The following is a 17407-nucleotide window of genomic DNA, read 5'->3' as shown; positions in this document are numbered from 1 at the left end:
CCTCGACCGGGTGTTCAAGGTCAACGGCTTCGCCGGTTGCGAGTACAAGAAGCTGCGCGACGTGCTGGGCCTGCTGCGCGACGCCTACTGCCGCCACATCGGGGTGGAATACACCCACATCCTCGAGCCCTCGCAACAAGAGTGGCTGCAGCAACGCGTCGAGACCAAGCACGTCAAACCGACGGTGGCCGAGCAGAAGTTCATCCTGAGCAAGCTGAACGCCGCCGAGGCATTCGAAACGTTCCTCCAGACCAAATACGTTGGGCAGAAACGTTTTTCGCTGGAAGGCGCGGAGAGCGTGATTCCGATGATGGATGCGGCGATCGACCAGTGCGCCGAGCACGGCCTCGACGAGGTGGTCATCGGGATGCCGCACCGCGGCCGGCTCAACGTGCTGGCCAACATCGTGGGCAAGCCCTACTCGCAGATCTTCAGCGAGTTCGAGGGCAACCTGAACCCGTCGCAGGCGCACGGCTCGGGTGACGTCAAGTACCACCTCGGCGCCACCGGCGTATACCTACAGATGTTCGGCGACAACGACATTCAGGTCTCGTTGACCGCCAACCCGTCGCACCTGGAAGCGGTGGACCCGGTGCTCGAGGGTCTGGTCCGGGCCAAGCAGGACCTGCTGAACCGCGGCGCCCAGGACGACGGCGACGAGAAGGCCTTCTCCGTGGTGCCGATGATGCTGCACGGTGACGCCGCCTTCGCCGGCCAGGGCGTGGTCGCCGAGACGCTGAACCTGGCGAACCTGCCCGGTTACCGCGTCGGCGGAACCATCCACATCATCGTCAACAACCAGATCGGCTTCACCACCGCGCCGGAGTACTCGCGGTCCAGCGAGTACTGCACCGACGTCGCCAAGATGGTCGGGGCGCCGATCTTCCACGTCAACGGCGACGACCCGGAAGCATGCGTGTGGGTGGCGCAGCTGGCCGTGGACTTCCGGCAGAAGTTCCACAAGGACGTCGTGATCGACATGCTGTGCTACCGCAAGCGCGGCCACAACGAGGGCGACGACCCGTCGATGACCAATCCCGCCATGTACGACGTCGTCGACACCAAGCGCGGGGTCCGCAAGAGCTACACCGAAGCGTTGATCGGCCGCGGCGACATCTCGCTCAAGGAGGCCGAGGACGCGCTGCGCGACTACCAGGGGCAGCTGGAGCGGGTGTTCAACGAGGTCCGGGACCTGGAGAAACACGGCGTACAACCGAGCGCGTCGGTCGAGGCCGACCAGCCGGTCCCCGCGGGGCTGGCCACCGCCGTCGACAAGGCGCTGCTGTCCCGCATCGGGGACGCGTTCCTCGCCCTGCCGGAAGGCTTCAGCGCGCACCCGCGCGTGCAGCCGGTGCTGGAGAAGCGCCGGGAGATGGCCTACGAGGGCAAGATCGACTGGGCCTTCGCCGAGCTGCTGGCGCTGGGGACGCTGGTGGCCGAGGGCAAGCTGGTGCGGCTCTCCGGTCAGGACACCCGGCGCGGCACGTTCTCCCAGCGGCACTCGGTGATCATCGACCGCAACACCGGCGCGGAGTTCACCCCGCTGCAGCTGCTGGCGACGAACCCCGACGGGACTCCCACCGGCGGCAAGTTCCTGGTCTACGACTCGCCGCTGTCGGAGTACGCCGCCGTCGGCTTCGAGTACGGCTACACCGTGGGCAATCCGGACGCACTTGTGCTGTGGGAGGCACAGTTCGGCGACTTCGTCAATGGGGCGCAGTCCATCATCGACGAGTTCATCAGCTCCGGCGAGGCCAAGTGGGGCCAGCTGTCTTCGGTGGTGCTGCTGCTGCCGCACGGCCACGAGGGCCAGGGGCCCGACCACACCTCCGGGCGGATCGAACGCTTCCTGCAGCTGTGGGCGGAGGGGTCGATGACGATCGCGATGCCGTCGACGCCGTCGAACTACTTCCACCTGTTGCGCCGGCACGCCCTGGACGGTGTGCAGCGGCCGCTGATCGTGTTCACGCCGAAGTCGATGCTGCGCAACAAGGCCGCCGTCAGCGACGTCAGGGACTTCACCGAGATCAAGTTCCGCTCGGTGCTCGAGGAGCCGACGTACGAGGACGGCATCGGCGACCGCAGCAAGGTCACCAGGATCCTGCTGACCAGCGGCAAGATCTACTACGAGCTGGCGGCGCGCAAGGCCAAGGACAACCGGGACGACGTCGCGATCGTGCGGATCGAGCAGCTCGCCCCGCTGCCCAAGCGCCGGCTGAACGAGACGCTGGACCGCTACCCCGGCGCCACGGAGTTCTTCTGGGTGCAGGAGGAGCCGGCCAACCAGGGCGCGTGGCCGCGGTTCGGCCTGGAGCTGCCGGAGCTGCTGCCCGACAAGCTGACCGGGCTCAAGCGCATCTCGCGCCGGGCGATGTCGGCGCCGTCGTCGGGCTCGTCGAAGGTGCATGCGGTCGAGCAGCAGGAGATCCTCGACACGGCCTTTCGCTGAGCCCGGCAATCGAGTCTGAGCCCGGGTTCGCACCCACGCGTACCGGGGACCGTCGGTACCGGCTAGCCTCGACGCAATTGGGCCGTACGAGGAAGGGTGCTCATGCAGGGGTTCGCCGGCAAGGTCGCAGTGGTGACGGGCGCGGGTTCGGGTATCGGGCAGGCGCTGGCCGTCGAGTTGGCTCGCTCCGGCGCCAAGGTCGCGATCAGCGACGTCGACCTCGAGGGCCTCGCGGAGACCGAGGCGAGGTTGAAGGCGATCGGAGCCGAGGTCAAAGCGGACCGGCTCGACGTGACCGAGCGCGAGGCGTTCCTGGCGTACGCCGACGCGGTCCGCGAGCACTTCGGCAAGGTCAACCAGATCTACAACAACGCCGGCATCGCGTTCACCGGCGACGTCGAGGTCAGCCAGTTCAAGGACATCGAGCGGGTGATGGATGTCGACTTCTGGGGGGTCGTGAACGGCACCAAGGCGTTCCTGCCGCACCTGATCGCCTCCGGCGACGGCCACGTCATCAACATCTCCAGCGTGTTCGGCCTGTTCGCGGTACCCGGGCAGGCGGCCTATAACTCGGCCAAGTTCGCGGTCCGGGGATTCACCGAGGCGCTGCGACAGGAAATGGTGGCCGCCGGCCACCCGGTGGCGGTGACCACGGTGCACCCCGGCGGCATCAAGACCGCGATCGCCCGCAACGCCACCGCCGCCGAGGGGCTCGACCCCGAACAATTGGCCAAGCTGTTCGACAAGCGGCTCGCGAAGACCAGCCCGCAACGCGCCGCGGAGGTCATCCTGGATGCCGTGCGCAAGAAGCGGGCCCGGGTGCTGGTCGGCACGGACGCCAAACTCCTGGACGTGATGGTGCGGGTGGCCGGCCCTTACTACCAGCAACTGTTCGGGCCCATCATGGGCCGGTTGATGCCCAAGCAGTGATGGATTCCATAGCGGCGGATCGCCGTACCGGATAGCCTCGACGCGGTCACGCCGCCACAAGGGAGAGCACCGCATGCATGAGTTCGCCGGCAAGGTCGCCGTCGTCACGGGCGCGGGTTCGGGTATCGGCCAGGCGCTGGCCTTGGAACTGGGCCGCGCGGGCGCCAAGCTCGCGATCAGCGATGTGGACATCGACGGGCTGGCGCAGACCGAGGAGCAACTGAAGGCCATCGGCGCGCCGGTCAAAGCCGATCGCCTCAACGTGACCGAGCGCGAGGCCTTTCTCGCCTACGCCGACGCGGTCCGCGAGCACTTCGGCCAGGTCAACCAGCTCTACAACAACGCGGGCATCACGTTCGTCGGGTCCATCGAGGACAGCCGTTTCAAGGACATCGAACGGGTGATGGACGTCGACTTCTGGGGCGTCGTGAACGGCACCAAGGCGTTCCTCCCCCACCTGATCGCCTCCGGCGACGGCCACCTGATCAACATTTCCAGCGCGCTCGGCTTGTTCGCCGCGCCTGGCCAGGCGGCCTACGTTTCGGCGAAGTTCGCGGTCCGCGGCTTCACGGAGGCGCTGCGTCAGGAGATGGTGCGGGCCGGTCACCCGGTGCGCGTGACGACCGTGCACCCGGGCGGCGTGAAGACGGGGTTTGCCCGCAACGCGATCTTCGCCGAGGGCCTTGACCAGGACGGCCTGGCGGAACTGTTCGAGGAGCAACAAGCCAAGACCACGCCGCAGCGGGCGGCGCAGGTGATCTTGGCGGGCGTGCGCAAAGACAGGGCCCGAGTGTTGGTCGGACCCGACGTGAAGGCCATGGACCTGGTGGTGCGGCTGACCGGTTCGCAACCCGAGCGGCTCTTGAGTGGGCCCGTCATGGGTCGGGTGCAGCGCGTCGTGACCCGGCTGCTGCCGAAGCGCTGAGCCCGGTCGACGAGCGCGGAACGCGCGAGGAGAGCCGGGGTCCATCAAGACAGACCCCGGTCGACGAGCGCGGAACGCGCGAGGAGAGCCGGGGTCCATCAAGACAGACCCCGGTCGACGAGCGCGGAAGAGCCGGGGTCCATCAAGACAGACCCCGCTCCTCACCGCCCCAGCGGGTGTTCGGCCAACCACCCGCCGGCCACCGCCTGCGGGTCGGCTCCCGCGGCCACTTGGCGGCGCATGTCGACCAGCGCCGCGGTGTCCAGCACCCCGGCCACTTCGTTGATCGCCAGCAGTTGCCGATCGCTCAGCGCGTTGCGGCGATACAGCGGCACCACGTTCTCGGCCCGTATCAGCGCGGGCTTACCGTCGGCGAGCGTGACCAGGTCGGCGGGCAGGCCGGGGTCGGCGGTAGTCGTCCATCCCGCGGTCAGCTGACCGGCCTTCACCGCGGCGAACATCGTTGCCTCGTCCGGGAATTCGCGCGGACTCGGCAGCCGGCAGGAACCCACGGCCGGCGGGGCCTGCCGTCCGGTGACGACTCCGACGACCAGCCCGGCGCAGTGCGTCGGCAGGGTGCTCAGGTCGGCGCTGACGTCGCTTCCGCCCCACGACTTCGCGGTGGCCCCCGTCACCAGCAGCACGGGCTTGTCCTCCGCGCTCGTCGTGTAGTCGCCCGCCGCGACGCCCTCGGGGAGCGCGGCCACCATCGCGCGGTAGACGTCCGCGTCGGACATCGCCACCGCGCCGGGCTGCAGGCTCTCCAGCTCGCGTCCGGTCAGGGCCGGGACGACCGTGACGGCGCCCGCGTCCAGGCGCGCCATCGGATCGTCCGCGGTTTCGGCGCGCGCCGCGAAGCCATAGGACCGGAGGGCGGCCACATAGACCCCGGCCAGCAACGCCGACTCCGGATCCGTCCGCGAACCGACCACCAGTTCCGGAAGCGGTCGGTGCTCACCGGCACTTGTGCCGCAGCCGGCCGCGGCGAGCAGGGCGGCGACCAGCGGCCCCGCCAGCCAGCCGGTTCTCACCCCGCGATGTCGGCGGGATCCGCGGCCAGCGCCACCGCCGTGGCGACCGCATGCCCGACGCGCAGGTCCAGCGGGCTGGGGACGATCCGGTCGAAAGCCAGGTCATCGCTGACGACCGAGAAGATCGCCTCGGCCGCGGCCACCATCATCTTTTCGGTGATCCGGCGGGCACCGGCATCCAGCGCCCCCCGAAACACGCCGGGGAAAGCCAGCACGTTGTTGATCTGGTTCGGGAAGTCACTGCGTCCGGTGGCCACCACGGCGGCGTACCGGGCCGCGATCTGCGGGTGGATCTCCGGGTCGGGGTTGGACAGCGCGAAGACGATCGCGTTCGGCGCCATGGTGGCGATCATCTCCTCCGGCACCACGCCCCCGGACACGCCGAGAAACACATCCGCGCCTCGCAGCGCTTCCGCCATGCTGCCGGTGAGACCGTCAGGGTTCGTGCGCTGGGCCAGCAGGCTCTTCACGCTGTTCATGTCGTCGCGACCGGTGTGCAGAATCCCGCGCGAGTCGAGCACCGTGATGTCCGAAACACCCATCGCCAGAAGGAGATTCGTGCACGCGACCCCGGCGGCCCCGGCGCCGGAGACCACCACCCGCAGCGACGTCATGTCGCGGCCGAGCAGCTTGGTGGCGCCCATGAGCGCGGCCAGGGCGACGATCGCCGTGCCGTGCTGGTCGTCGTGCATCACCGGGCAGTCCAGCGCCTCGATCACCCGCCGCTCGATCTCGAAGCAGCGCGGCGCGGAGATGTCCTCCAAGTTGACGGCGCCGAACGTGGGGCGCAGTCGCACGAGCGTTTCGACGATCTCGTCGGGATCCTTGGTGTCCAGGACGATCGGGATCGCGTTCAGCCCGCCGTAGGACTGGAACAGGGCGCACTTACCCTCCATCACCGGCAGCGACGCCGCCGGGCCGATGTCGCCGAGGCCAAGCACCGCGCTGCCGTCGCTGACGACGGCGACCAGCCGATTCGCCCACGTGTACCGGGCAGCCTGAGTGGGGTCGGCGGCGATCGCGCGACTGACCTGCGCGACACCCGGGGTGTAGGCGATGGACAACGCGCGCTGGGTGTCCAGCGGAGCGGTCGGACCCACGGAAAGCTTGCCGCCTACGTGTGCCTCGAAGATCTCCGCATCGGTGATCGCGCCGTGTTCGGTGCGCGTCTGTATCGATTCAATCAACTCGGACACGCGCCCCAGGGTACTGACTACCGATTAGTAGGCCTAATCCTTTCGGGATGGATTTCGGCGACGGGATCAGATCAAACCGAGCTCGGTCACCGCGTTGCGCTCGTCGACCAACTCGGCGGTCGACTTGTCGATGCGGCCGCGGGAGAAGTCGTCGATGTCCAACCCCTGCACGATCGACCAGTCGCCGTCCTTGGTGGTCACCGGGAACGACGAGACGATTCCCTCCGGCACGCCGTACGAGCCGTCGGAGAAGACCGCCATCGACACCCAGTCACCGTCGGGGCTGCCCAGCAGCCAGGAGCGGGCGGCGTCGATGGTCGCCGACGCGGCCGAGGCGGCCGAGGAGGCGCCGCGCGCGTCGATGATCGCGGCACCGCGCTTGGCGACCGTGGGGATGAAGTCGTTCTCGATCCAGTTCTGGTCGTTGACCACCTCGGCGGCGTTCTTGCCGCCGACCTCGGCGTGGAAGATGTCGGGGTACTGGGTGGCCGAGTGGTTGCCCCAGATCGTCATCTTCTTGATGTCGGTGACCTTCGCGCCGGTCTTCTTGGCGAGCTGCGAGATGGCCCGGTTGTGGTCCAGGCGGGTCAACGCGGAGAACCGCTCCTTGGGGATGTCCGGGGCGTTGCTCAGCGCGATCAGCGCGTTGGTGTTGGCCGGGTTGCCGGTCACGCCGATCCGAACGTCGTCGGCGGCGACGGAGTTGAGGGCCTTGCCCTGCGCGGTGAAGATTGCGCCGTTGGCCTCCAGCAGGTCGCTGCGCTCCATGCCCGGGCCGCGCGGCCGCGCGCCGACCAAGAGCGCCAGATTCACGCCGTCGAAGATCTTGTTCGCGTCCGCGCCGATCTCCACGCCGGCGAGCAGCGGGAACGCGCAGTCGTCGAGCTCCATCACAACGCCCTCGAGCGCCTTGAGCGCCGGCTCGATCTCGAGCAGACGCAGCTCGATCGGGCGGTCGGGGCCCAGCAGTGAACCGCTCGCCAGGCGGAACAACAGGCTGTAGCCGATCTGGCCGGCGGCGCCGGTGACGGCGACCTTGAGTGGACTTGCGCTCACGTCGAAATGCTCCTTGTGGAGGTAGTCATGATTCGGTCTCGGCACGAAACTAGCGCACCGTTGCGCGCTGCCAACCTCCGGTCCAATACCCGACCGATTTCGCCGCAAACGGATCGTCGCCCTACGGCAAGGCGGGACGCGTAGCATTGAGCACCGCCTGGTCAGACCTGCGCGGCGATCGGAGGTGGATGTGTTCCAGGGTTTTGACGCATTGCCCGAGGCGCTTCGGCCGCTCGCACACGAACCGCGCCCCCCGCAGCCCGAGCAGCAACCGCACTCCCCGAACGAGACATTGGTGGACTGCGCCGTGTACGCCGAAGGTCACCGGCTGCCCGGGAAATTCAGCTATGCCGCCGCCCGCGACAAAGTGCGCCAGATCGAGATGCTCGGACACGACGCATTCGTCTGGGTGGGGCTGCGCGAACCCGATCTCACCGAGATGCAGGAAGTCGCCGACCTTTTCGGGATGCACCCGCTGGCTGTCGAGGACGCCGTCTGCGCCCACCAGCGACCCAAGTTGGAGCGCTACGACGACACGGTGTTCCTCGTCCTCAAGACGGTCACCTATGTCCCCCACGAATCTGTGGTGGCGGCCCGTCAGATCGTCGAGACCGGCGAGATCATGGTCTTCGTCGGCAAGGACTTCGTGATCACCGTGCGCCACGGCCAGCACGGCGGCCTTTCCGAGGTGCGCAAGCGGATGGACGCCGATCCCGAGCAATTGCGGCTGGGCCCGTTCGCGGTGATGCACGCGATCGCCGACGACGTGGTGGACCACTACCTCGAGGTGAGCAGCCTGATCGAATCCGACATCGACAGCATCGAGGAGGTGGCGTTCGCGCCGGGTAGCAAGATCGACGTCGAGCCGATCTATCTGCTCAAGCGTGAGGTCGTCGAGCTGCGCCGGTGCGTCAGCCCACTGTCCGTGGCGTTCCACCGCATTCAGGTGGAGAACAAGGACCTCATTTCCAAAGAGGTGCGCCGCTACCTGCGCGACGTCTCCGACCACCAATCTCAGGCCGCCGACCAGATCTCCAGCTACGACGACATGCTGAACTCGCTGATACAGGCGGCGCTGGCCCGGGTCGGGATGCAGCAGAACAACGACATGCGCAAGATGGCGGCCTGGGCCGGCATCCTGGCGGTGCCCACAATGGTCGCCGCCATCTACGGGATGAACTTCCACTTCATGCCCGAGCTGAACTGGACATGGGGTTACCCGGGAATCATGGCCGCGATGACGCTGGCCTGTCTGGCCCTCTACTTCCAGTTCCGGCGCAACAACTGGCTCTAGCCGGCGTTGGGCTGCGCACCTGAAGATTTGGCGGTGCGCTCAGGGCGGCGAGTTCGTGACCGGTCAACGCGGTTGCGCGGCGGGCCGGTTCGGGTTCAGCACGTCCACGCCGTCGTTCTGCCAGGCTTCCCTCATGGCGTCGGCGCCCTTGAGCCGCACCCACGCCGCCTCGGTCGCGGTGATCGGAATCGCCGCGAGGAATTGCACCGGATCGCGCGGCGGTTCCAGCGGCAGATCTTCGATGTCAGTGTGGCCCAACAACACCGCGGTGAACGGAACCCGTCCGGCGGCTCGTGCCCACAGCGGCGTGCCGAGATCGACCAACGCGTCGGCGGTCAGCACCAGGCCCTCGACGGCCGGCGTTGCGGCCAGGACCGCCAGGCTGCGGGCGATGCCGGTGACGGGCCCCGGATCACGCAGGCGCAGGACGACTTCGGCGCGCGGGCCCCGCGTCTGGTCGTCGACGAGCTGGGTGGGGTCGGTCATCGGGTAGCGCGAACAGCCCAGCGTCACGTAATGAACCAACCCGTCCCCGCCGCGGAAACGCAACACCTCGATGGGTTCGGTGCCCAGGAATGTCACGCTCGCCGAATCGGGCTCGGTGTCGGAGAAGTGGCGACACAGGTGCGTTCGCACCTGGTCCAGAATCGGGGTCACTGCGCAGACGGCGCAACGGTGAGGTTGGCCCCCGAGGCCGCGTCGAAGACGGCCAACTTGGTGGTATCGAACGCCAACTCGATCGACTGTCCCATCGCCGCCTTGGATTCCGCGGAAACCCTTGCCACGAACTGGTTCTCGTGCGCCTCGCCCTCGGCGGCCAGCTCGTCCAATTGCGCGGAGTGTGCGGCCCACCCTCCGGTGGAGAAGTACACGAACTTGTCGGAGCCCAACGACTCGACCAAGTCGACCTTCACCTTGAACGTGAGCGCCCGGATGCGCTGATACCCGTCGATCAACGCGGCGTCATGCAGGTGCTCGGGCCGCACCCCGACGATGACATTCTCCGGCGCCGGGTGCCGCGAGATCACCTGTTGGACTTCGGGCGCCAGCATCACTTCCCCGAAGGGCAGCTTCAGCCCGATGGGGGTCAAGGTGGCCGGGAAGAAGTTCATCGCCGGCGAACCGATGAACCCCGCGACGAACAGGTTGGCCGGGTGTTCGTAAAGCTCGTCCGGGGTGCCGATCTGCTGCGCGACGCCGCCGTGCATCACCACCACCCGGTCGCCCAGGGTCATCGCCTCGGTCTGGTCATGGGTGACGTAGACGGTGGTGGTGCCCAGCCGCTTCTGCAGGCGGGCGATCTCGCCCCGCATCTGGACGCGCAGCTTGGCATCCAGGTTCGACAGCGGCTCGTCCATCAAGAAGGCCTTGGGGTGCCGCACGATCGCCCGGCCCATCGCGACCCGCTGCCGCTGCCCACCCGAGAGTTGGGAGGGTTTACGGTCCAGCAGTTCGGTCAAGTCAAGGGTTTTGGCGGTCTCCTCCACCTTCTGGGCGATTTCCGCCTTCTTCATCTTGGCCAGCGTCAGGGGGAACGCGATGTTCTGCCGCACGGTCATGTGCGGGTAGAGCGCGTATGACTGGAAGACCATCGCGATGTCGCGGTCCTTGGGCGCCTTCTCGTTCACACGCTCGCCACCGATGCGCAGCTCCCCGGACGAGATGTCCTCCAGGCCCGCGATCATGTTCAGCGTCGTCGTCTTGCCGCAGCCTGAAGGTCCGACCAGGATCAGGAATTCGCCGTCGGCGATGGTGATGCTGAGGTCTTTCACGGCCGTGGCGCCGTCCGGGTAGCTCTTGCTGACATGGTCCAGCACAATCTCGGCCATCGCGCTATCCCTTCACCGCGCCAGAGGTCAACCCGGCGATGATTCGTCGTTGGAAGATTAGAACAAACAGGATGATCGGGACCGTGATCACAACCGCGCCGGCCGCGATCGATCCGGTCGGCTCCTCGAATTGCGAACTGCCACCGAAGTTCGCGATCGCCACCGGTGCCGTGATCGCCGCCTTGGTGGCGGTCAGCGACAGCGCCAACAGCAGGTCGTTCCAGGCGAAGATGAACACCAGGATGGCCGCGGTCACCACCCCCGGCGCGGCCAGCGGGACGATCACCTTGCGGAACGCCTGGGCCGGTGTGGCGCCGTCCATTTTGGCCGCCTTCTCCAGGTCCCACGGAATCTCCCGGAAGAAGGCCGACAACGTGTAGATCGCAAGCGGCAGAGCGAACGTGATGTAGGGCAGGATGAGGCCCGGCCAGGTGTCGAACAGTCCGACGAAGCGTTCGATGTTGAACAGCGGGGTGACGAGTGAGATGGCGGGGAACATGGTGACCAGCAGGGTCGCGCCGATCAGCGCGCGCTTGCCGGGAAAGCTGAGCCGGGCGATCGCGTAGGCCGCCATCGCGCCGAGCACCACCGCGATCGCTGTGGTGATCAACCCGATCCCGATCGAGTTCACCAGCGCCGCACTGAACAAGTCGCCCCGGAAGATGCCGCGGTAGTTTTCGAAGGACACCGACGACGGAATCAGCTTGCCGTCCTTGACCGTTGACGTGGGCTTGAGCGAGAGGCTGAGGATCCACAGCACCGGCACGAGTGCGTACACCACCACGACGACGTCGACGACGGCCCAGACCGCGGCCCGCCGGGCGGATCCTTGGTCAACGGCCATCGGGGTCACCTCCGGGCGCGGCCGCGCCGAACACCTTGATGTACACCAACGCGATGATGCCCACACAGAGGAAGATCAGCACGCTGATCGCCGAGCCCAGTCCGACGTTGAAACCCTTGAACAGGTTGTTGTAGCCCAGGATTGACACCGAGTCGGTGTTGTTGGCGCCGTCGGTGAGCACGTAGATGTTGTCGAAGATGCGGAAGGCGTCCAGCGTTCGGAACAGCAACGCGACAACGACCGCCGGCTTGATGATGGGCAAGGTGACACGCATCAGCCGCCGCCACGGCCCGGCGCCGTCGACCTGGGCCGCCTTGAGCAGGTCCTCGGGCACCATCGCCAGCCCGGCCAACAACAGCAGCGACATGAACGGCGTCGTCTTCCAGACCTCGGCGAGGACGACGATGCCCAGCGACGGTATCTGTTGGGTCAGGGGGGCGCTGCCGTGCGGCAACAGGTTGGCCAGGTAACCGGTGCCCGGCGTCCACGCGTAGTACCAGCTGTACGACGCGACCACGGTGACGATGCCGTACGGGATGAGCACCGCGGTGCGCACCAGCCCCCTGCCGACCAGGGTGCGGTGCATCACCAACGCCAGGGTCAGCCCCAACACGAACTCGAGCGACACGGAAACCGCTGCGATGCCGACGGTTACGGCCAGCGCGGTCCACCAATACCGGTCGGTCAGGATGGTCTGGTAATTGCTCAAGCCGACGAACGCGGTGTCGTTGGGGGTGGCGAGGTTGTTGCGCTGCAGGCTCAGCCACACCGCGTAGCCGATCGGGTAGGCCGTCACCGCGAGCATCAGCAGCGCCGCGGGGGCGACGAGCACGAAGGCAAGTCGCCGTTCCGACAACCGGTTTCGGGTCCCGGTCTGCGCCGTGACGGTGGCCTGCCGCGGCTCCACGGCCGTGGCGGTCACGGCAACAGCCCCTTGCCGTCGATGGCCTTCTGCGCCTGCGCGGTCAGCTCGTCGGCCGTCCGCTCCGGGTCGATTCGGGTGATGGGACTCAGCGCCGCGGAGAGCCGGAGCGACAACGCCTGATACACCGGCGTGGCGGGCCGCACGGCGGCGTCGGTGAGCTGCCGGCGTATGACCGCGTACATCGGATACTTGGCCTGGAACTGCGGGTCGGAGTACAACGACGTCCGCACCGCGGGCAGGCCGCCTTCCATCGAGACGTACTTCTGACTCTGCAGGCTGCGCAGGCAGCGCACCGCCTCGAACGCCTCCGCGCGGTGGCGGGTTGTGCTGGCCACCGCCAGGTTCAGCCCACCGATCGTCACCTTGGCCGGCCGGGGCGGCGCCACGCTGGGATACGGCGCGAACCCGAAGACCCGCTCGCTGGCGCCGTAGGCGATGCGGAACTGCTCGTCGCTGGGCACGAATGTCCCGACGTCGTTGACGCTGCCGGCCAGCGCCGGATCGCGGTTCAGCGGCAAGAACGGAACCCCGCCCTTCACCGCATTCTCCAGCATGGAGGCCAGCACGTACGGCCAGTTGACCTCCAGTGCGGCCTTGCCCTGTTCGAGCGCCAGCCGCGCCGTGCCCTCGTCGGTCCGCGTGATCGAGGGGTCGGCGCCGGGTGCGGTGGCCACCGCTTTGAGGATGCGCAGCGCGTTGACCGTCGCGGCCCGGTGCGCGGGGGTGTCGGTCAAGGTGACCTGCCGGCCGTCCTCGGAGAGCACTTGACCGCCGCCGCTGACCAGCAGCGTGTTGAACCACACCACCAGGCCCTCGCCCTCGTTCGCCTGTACGGCGATCCAGGAGGGCCGGCCCTCGGCGTGCAGCCGCGCGGCCTCGGCCACCATCGCGTCCCAGTCCTGCGGCGGTTGCTTCACCAAATCCGATCGATACCAAAGCAATTCGGTATTAGTGGCGACGGGTGCGCCATACAGCCGGTGCTTCCAACGCGCCGTCGCCAACGGACCCGGCAGCGTGTCAACGCTGGCGTCGGTCTCGGCCCGCCCCTCGGGGTCATCGGACAGCGGCAGCGCCCAACCCGCCTCGGCGAACTCCGCGGTCCACACCACGTCCAGCGCCATCACGTCCAGCCCACGGTCGTGAGCGCTCAGCCGCCGCGCCAGCTGCACCCGCTGTTCGCCGGGCCCCCGGGGCAGGCTCACGTGCTGGATGGCGAACCGGCCCGCCAGTTGCTTGGTGCATTCTTGGGCGACGGCGGTGAAGGCGGCCGAGTCGGTGGCCGGCGTGAAGAACGTGATCACCAACCCGTTGCCGGCGTTGCCGCACGCCGGCGCCGCGGCGGTGATCGTCAGCGCCGCGAACGCGGTGGCGCCCATCCGTCGCAGGCGCCCACGACGAGTCAGCACTGGTTTCACACCTCTCGCGCGCGGCCTCAAATCGCCAAGCGCGCCAACAGGTCCCGCGCCTTCTCCGCGTTCTGCGGATCGCAGAGCACGTCGTAGCGGCCGGCCACCAATTGCATCGTCGAGCTGAAATCCCTTGTGCCGCGGGCCATCGCGTACGGCACGGCGGAGGTGATCAGCCCGAAGAAGACCCCGGCGACCAGGCCCGTGGCCAGCGCCGCCCACGGGTTCGGGCTGAAGAAACCGAGCACCAGCCCGATGAACAGGCCCAGCCAGGCACCGCTGAGCACGCCGCCGCCGAGCACCTTGGGCCACGTCAGCCTGCCGGTCACGCGTTCGACCTGCATCAGGTCGACGCCGACGATGATCACCTGCTGGACCGGGAACTGCTGCTCGGAGAGATAGTCGACGGCTCGCTGCGCCTCGGCGTAGGTGGGGTACGACCCGACCGGCCAGCCCTTGGGCGGCGTCGGCAGTCCGGGCACGCCACGGCGGCCCGCCGCCGCGCCCGCGGGCGTGGCGCCGGGAACTTGACCGGGCTGGAAAGGACTAGTCATTGCTGCTCATTCTGCTCCGCGCCGGCCAACGGCACATCTCGGGCCCTCATAGCCTATCCAGTGACCGCGCGCCAACCTGCGAAAACGGGGCGGCCACGGCCGGCGGCCCGCGGCGATTCGGGGCCGATCCGCCGATTTCGCATCGGCTAGGTTGAACAGCATGACAGCGCCCGGCGATGGCTTCGGCGAACGCTCCCACGACGACCAGGCCAAACCATCCCCCACCGGCGGCGACGCCCCGGACGCGCCAGAGACGCCGTGGGAACCGCCGGCATCGGGAGCGGCACCCGAATATCCGCCGCCGGCATATCCGCCGCCGGGCTACCCCACCGAATACCACCCCGGTTACGGCGCCCAATACCCGCCGCCACCACCACCCGGATACGGCCCGCCGCCCGGGTATGACCAGCCGTCGAGTTATGGCGCGCCGCCATACCAGGCCGGCCCGGCCCCATACGGCGCTCCACCCGGCGGTTACGGGCCGCCGCCCTACCCCGGCGGCTATTACCCCGCACCGGACTACCTCGGTGGCTACGGATCGCCGAGCGGAGTGAAACCGGGCACGAACAAGCTCGCGATCGCGTCGCTGATCACGTCGTTCACCGGCGTGTTCTGCTGCTGCATCGGCTCGATCGTGGCCATCGTGCTGGGCGCGGTCGCGATCAATCAGATCAAGCGCACCCAGCAAGACGGCTACGGCCTCGCGGTGGCCGGCATCGTCATCGGGATCGCGACCCTGGTGGTGAGCCTGATCGTGATGATGTTCGCGCTGCACTCGCGTTAGCAGCATCGCGGTAGCCGACCCACCACCGCCGCCATCAGCCGCGGCGACGGCGGCTGCCTAGGCTTTCCCCATGGCATCGGTCAACAGGGTTTACATCGCCCGGCTCTCGCGGATGTTGGTGCTGGGTCCACTCGGCGAATCCTTCGGCCGGATCCGCGATGTTGTGATCGGCATCAGCATCGTGCGCCAGCAACCGCGAGTCCTCGGGTTGGTCGTCGATCTGGCGACGCGGCGCAGCATCTTCATCCCGATGCTCCGGGTCGCCGCGATCGAGCCGGAGGCCGTCACGCTCAACACCGGCAGCGTCTCCCTGCGCCATTTCGAACAGCGCCCGGGCGAGGTGCTGGCGATCGGCCAGGTGCTCGACACCCAGGTGAAGGTCAACGATCCCGCGCTGCCCGAGCTGGCCGGCCTGGACGTCGTCGTCACGGACCTGGGCATCGAACAGACCCGCACCCGCGACTGGATGGTCAGCCGGGTCGCCGTCCGCAGTCAGCGGCGGCTGGGCCGGCGCGGCCCCGTCCACATCGTGGATTGGTACCACGTGCAGGGCCTGAGCCCGTCGGCCCTGGCGATGCCGGGCCAGGGGGTGGCGCAGCTGCTGAGCCAGTTCGAGGGCTGGAAGGCGGTGGATGTCGCCGACGCCATTCGGGGCCTGCCGCCCAAGCGGCGCTACGAGGTGCTCAAGGCGCTCGACGACGACCGACTGGCGGACGTCCTGCAGGAGTTGCCGGAGCTGGACCAGGCCGACGTGCTGTCCGAGCTGGGCACCGAACGCTCCGCCGACGTCCTCGAGGAGATGGACCCCGACGACGCCGCCGATTTGCTGGGTGTGCTGAACCCGACGGACGCCGAGATGCTGCTGACGCGGATGGACCCCGACGACTCGGCCCCGGTGCGTCGGCTGCTGGCCCACTCGCCGGACACCGCGGGCGGCCTGATGACCTCGGATCCGGTGGTGCTGACGCCCGACACGTCGGTCGCCGAGGCCCTGGCCCGGGTCCGCGACCCCGATCTCACCCCCGCCCTCTCGTCCATGGTGTTCGTGGTGCGCCCGCCCACGGCCACGCCCACCGGCCGCTACTTGGGCTGCGTGCAGCTGCAGCGGCTGCTTCGCGAACCGCCGGCCGAGCTGGTCGGCGGGATCGTCGACAGCGACCTGCTCACCCTGACCCCGGAGACGCCGCTGGGGGCGGTGACGCGCTACTTGGCGGCGTACAACCTGGTGTGCGGTCCGGTGCTCGATGATCAGAACCACCTGTTGGGCGCGGTGACGGTGGATGATCTGCTCGATCACTTGTTGCCGCACGACTGGCGGGTGGATGTGCAGGCGCTCGACGCCGCCGGCCGGCTCGAAGAACTGGGAGGATCCGCGTGAGCAAGTCCTCGGCCCCGCGCCGGCTCTACACCCCGCGGACGTCGCGCAGGTACTCGCCGCGCCTGGACCCCGAGGCCGTCGGCCAGATCACCGAATCCATCGCCCGGTTCTTCGGCACCGGCCGCTACCTGCTGGTGCAGACGATCGTCGTGTTCGTGTGGATCGCGGTGAACCTGTTCGCGGTCGGGTTGCGCTGGGACCCCTACCCCTTCATCCTGCTCAACCTGGCCTTTTCTACGCAGGCCGCCTACGCGGCGCCGCTGATTCTGCTCGCCCAGAACCGTCAGGAAAACCGGGACCGCGTCGCGCTCGAGCAGGACCGCCATCGCGCCACGCAGACGAAGGCCGACACCGAGTTCCTGGCCCGCGAGCTCGCGGCGGTGCGGCTTGCGGTCGGAGAGGTCGTGACCCGCGAGTATCTGCGTCACGAGCTCGAGGATCTGCGCTCGCTGCTGGCCGGTTTGGATCCCGAATCGGTGGACTCCGGGGCGCCGCCGGTCGGTGACGGCGGGGACCGCGCGACTAAGAAATCGGGTTGAGAACCAGTTCCGACCATTGCGCCACTCTGGTCACAAGAGTTATGTATGGTGATCTAGTTCACGGCTGAGAAGCAGTTGACCAGCTCACATACCTAGGACGGTCGAGTGCGCATTGGGGGACGCCGGGGTGCACGCCCGGCCGCCGCGATGGAGCGGCAACGAGCTCTTCAGGTGACGCGCACGCGCGCCTTCGGTGTAGCCACCATCACTCCCCTGGTCTTCGCGGGAGCAGTGAGCGGAGCCGCGCCCTCGCTCCCCGAGAAACTC

At 68.1% G+C, this 17407-nt stretch carries 16 protein-coding genes; 7 read left to right on the top strand and 9 right to left on the bottom strand.

Annotated features, from left to right (window positions below; all coding sequences use genetic code 11):
• The 3 genes from A5681_RS18125 to A5681_RS18115 form a co-directional block, all read left to right on the top strand.
• On the top strand, nucleotides 1–2449 hold a 2449-nt coding region (locus A5681_RS18125; protein ID WP_067277917.1), incomplete at its 5' end, for a multifunctional oxoglutarate decarboxylase/oxoglutarate dehydrogenase thiamine pyrophosphate-binding subunit/dihydrolipoyllysine-residue succinyltransferase subunit.
• Nucleotides 2450–2551: 102 nt separating this feature from the next.
• The gene (locus A5681_RS18120; protein ID WP_067277907.1) at nucleotides 2552–3379 is read left to right on the top strand and encodes an SDR family NAD(P)-dependent oxidoreductase; all 828 of its coding nucleotides are present in this window, start codon (nucleotides 2552–2554) and stop codon (nucleotides 3377–3379) included.
• 73 nt (nucleotides 3380–3452) lie between these two features.
• Nucleotides 3453–4304: an SDR family NAD(P)-dependent oxidoreductase gene (locus A5681_RS18115; protein WP_067277904.1), complete on the top strand. Its 852-nt coding sequence runs from the start codon at nucleotides 3453–3455 to the stop codon at nucleotides 4302–4304.
• Between the two features lie 161 nt (nucleotides 4305–4465).
• Here A5681_RS18115 and A5681_RS18110 read toward each other — a convergent pair whose 3' ends face one another.
• The 3 genes from A5681_RS18110 to A5681_RS18100 form a co-directional block, all read right to left on the bottom strand.
• Complete coding sequence (locus A5681_RS18110; RefSeq protein WP_067277902.1) at nucleotides 4466–5335, bottom strand: glycine betaine ABC transporter substrate-binding protein; 870 nt, start codon at nucleotides 5333–5335, stop codon at nucleotides 4466–4468.
• Nucleotides 5332–6531 (bottom strand): NAD(P)-dependent malic enzyme, encoded by a 1200-nt coding sequence (locus A5681_RS18105; protein ID WP_067277900.1) that lies wholly within the window; start codon nucleotides 6529–6531, stop codon nucleotides 5332–5334. Before A5681_RS18105 ends, A5681_RS18110 begins: the two co-directional genes overlap by 4 nt.
• Before the next feature lie 66 nt (nucleotides 6532–6597).
• A complete protein-coding gene (locus A5681_RS18100; protein ID WP_067277898.1) occupies nucleotides 6598–7587 on the bottom strand; it encodes a malate dehydrogenase in 990 nt (329 codons plus the stop codon).
• 190 nt (nucleotides 7588–7777) lie between these two features.
• Here A5681_RS18100 and corA point away from each other — a divergent pair, with 190 nt between their 5' ends.
• Entirely contained in the window at nucleotides 7778–8881 is a 1104-nt protein-coding gene (gene corA, locus A5681_RS18095) for a magnesium/cobalt transporter CorA (RefSeq protein WP_067277914.1), read from the top strand.
• 63 nt (nucleotides 8882–8944) lie between these two features.
• Here the strand turns inward: corA and A5681_RS18090 are convergent, their stop codons facing one another.
• The 6 genes from A5681_RS18090 to A5681_RS18065 are packed head-to-tail and all read right to left on the bottom strand — an operon-like array spanning nucleotide 8945 to nucleotide 14439.
• A complete protein-coding gene (locus A5681_RS18090) occupies nucleotides 8945–9538 on the bottom strand; it encodes a suppressor of fused domain protein (protein ID WP_067277895.1) in 594 nt (197 codons plus the stop codon).
• Nucleotides 9535–10710, bottom strand: coding sequence for an ABC transporter ATP-binding protein (locus tag A5681_RS18085; RefSeq protein WP_067277891.1), 1176 nt, complete (start codon nucleotides 10708–10710; stop codon nucleotides 9535–9537). The genes A5681_RS18090 and A5681_RS18085 overlap by 4 nt, the downstream gene beginning before the upstream one ends.
• Nucleotides 10711–10714: 4 nt before the next feature.
• Nucleotides 10715–11554, bottom strand: coding sequence for a carbohydrate ABC transporter permease (locus A5681_RS18080; RefSeq protein WP_067277908.1), 840 nt, complete (start codon nucleotides 11552–11554; stop codon nucleotides 10715–10717).
• A complete protein-coding gene (locus A5681_RS18075; protein ID WP_156738040.1) occupies nucleotides 11544–12476 on the bottom strand; it encodes a carbohydrate ABC transporter permease in 933 nt (310 codons plus the stop codon). Before A5681_RS18075 ends, A5681_RS18080 begins: the two co-directional genes overlap by 11 nt.
• Nucleotides 12473–13885: an extracellular solute-binding protein gene (locus A5681_RS18070; RefSeq protein ID WP_067277888.1), complete on the bottom strand. Its 1413-nt coding sequence runs from the start codon at nucleotides 13883–13885 to the stop codon at nucleotides 12473–12475. Before A5681_RS18070 ends, A5681_RS18075 begins: the two co-directional genes overlap by 4 nt.
• 26 nt (nucleotides 13886–13911) lie before the next feature.
• Nucleotides 13912–14439: a general stress protein gene (locus tag A5681_RS18065; protein WP_067277885.1), complete on the bottom strand. Its 528-nt coding sequence runs from the start codon at nucleotides 14437–14439 to the stop codon at nucleotides 13912–13914.
• 160 nt (nucleotides 14440–14599) lie between these two features.
• Here A5681_RS18065 and A5681_RS18060 point away from each other — a divergent pair, with 160 nt between their 5' ends.
• The 3 genes from A5681_RS18060 to A5681_RS18050 all read left to right on the top strand — a co-directional run bounded on the left by A5681_RS18060 (nucleotide 14600) and on the right by A5681_RS18050 (nucleotide 17140).
• The gene (locus A5681_RS18060; protein WP_197498640.1) at nucleotides 14600–15223 is read left to right on the top strand and encodes a DUF4190 domain-containing protein; all 624 of its coding nucleotides are present in this window, start codon (nucleotides 14600–14602) and stop codon (nucleotides 15221–15223) included.
• Nucleotides 15224–15293: 70 nt separating this feature from the next.
• The gene (locus tag A5681_RS18055; protein WP_067277880.1) at nucleotides 15294–16601 is read left to right on the top strand and encodes a magnesium transporter MgtE N-terminal domain-containing protein; all 1308 of its coding nucleotides are present in this window, start codon (nucleotides 15294–15296) and stop codon (nucleotides 16599–16601) included.
• Nucleotides 16598–17140, top strand: coding sequence for a DUF1003 domain-containing protein (locus A5681_RS18050; RefSeq protein WP_067277878.1), 543 nt, complete (start codon nucleotides 16598–16600; stop codon nucleotides 17138–17140). Before A5681_RS18055 ends, A5681_RS18050 begins: the two co-directional genes overlap by 4 nt.
• Nucleotides 17141–17407 lie beyond the last annotated feature (267 nt).

The sequence above is a fragment of the Mycobacterium scrofulaceum genome, assembly GCF_001667885.1.
Taxonomy (GTDB): domain Bacteria; phylum Actinomycetota; class Actinomycetes; order Mycobacteriales; family Mycobacteriaceae; genus Mycobacterium; species Mycobacterium scrofulaceum_C.
The sequence above is the reverse complement of the archived record's forward strand: the minus strand, read 5'-3'. Positions and strand labels throughout refer to the sequence as shown.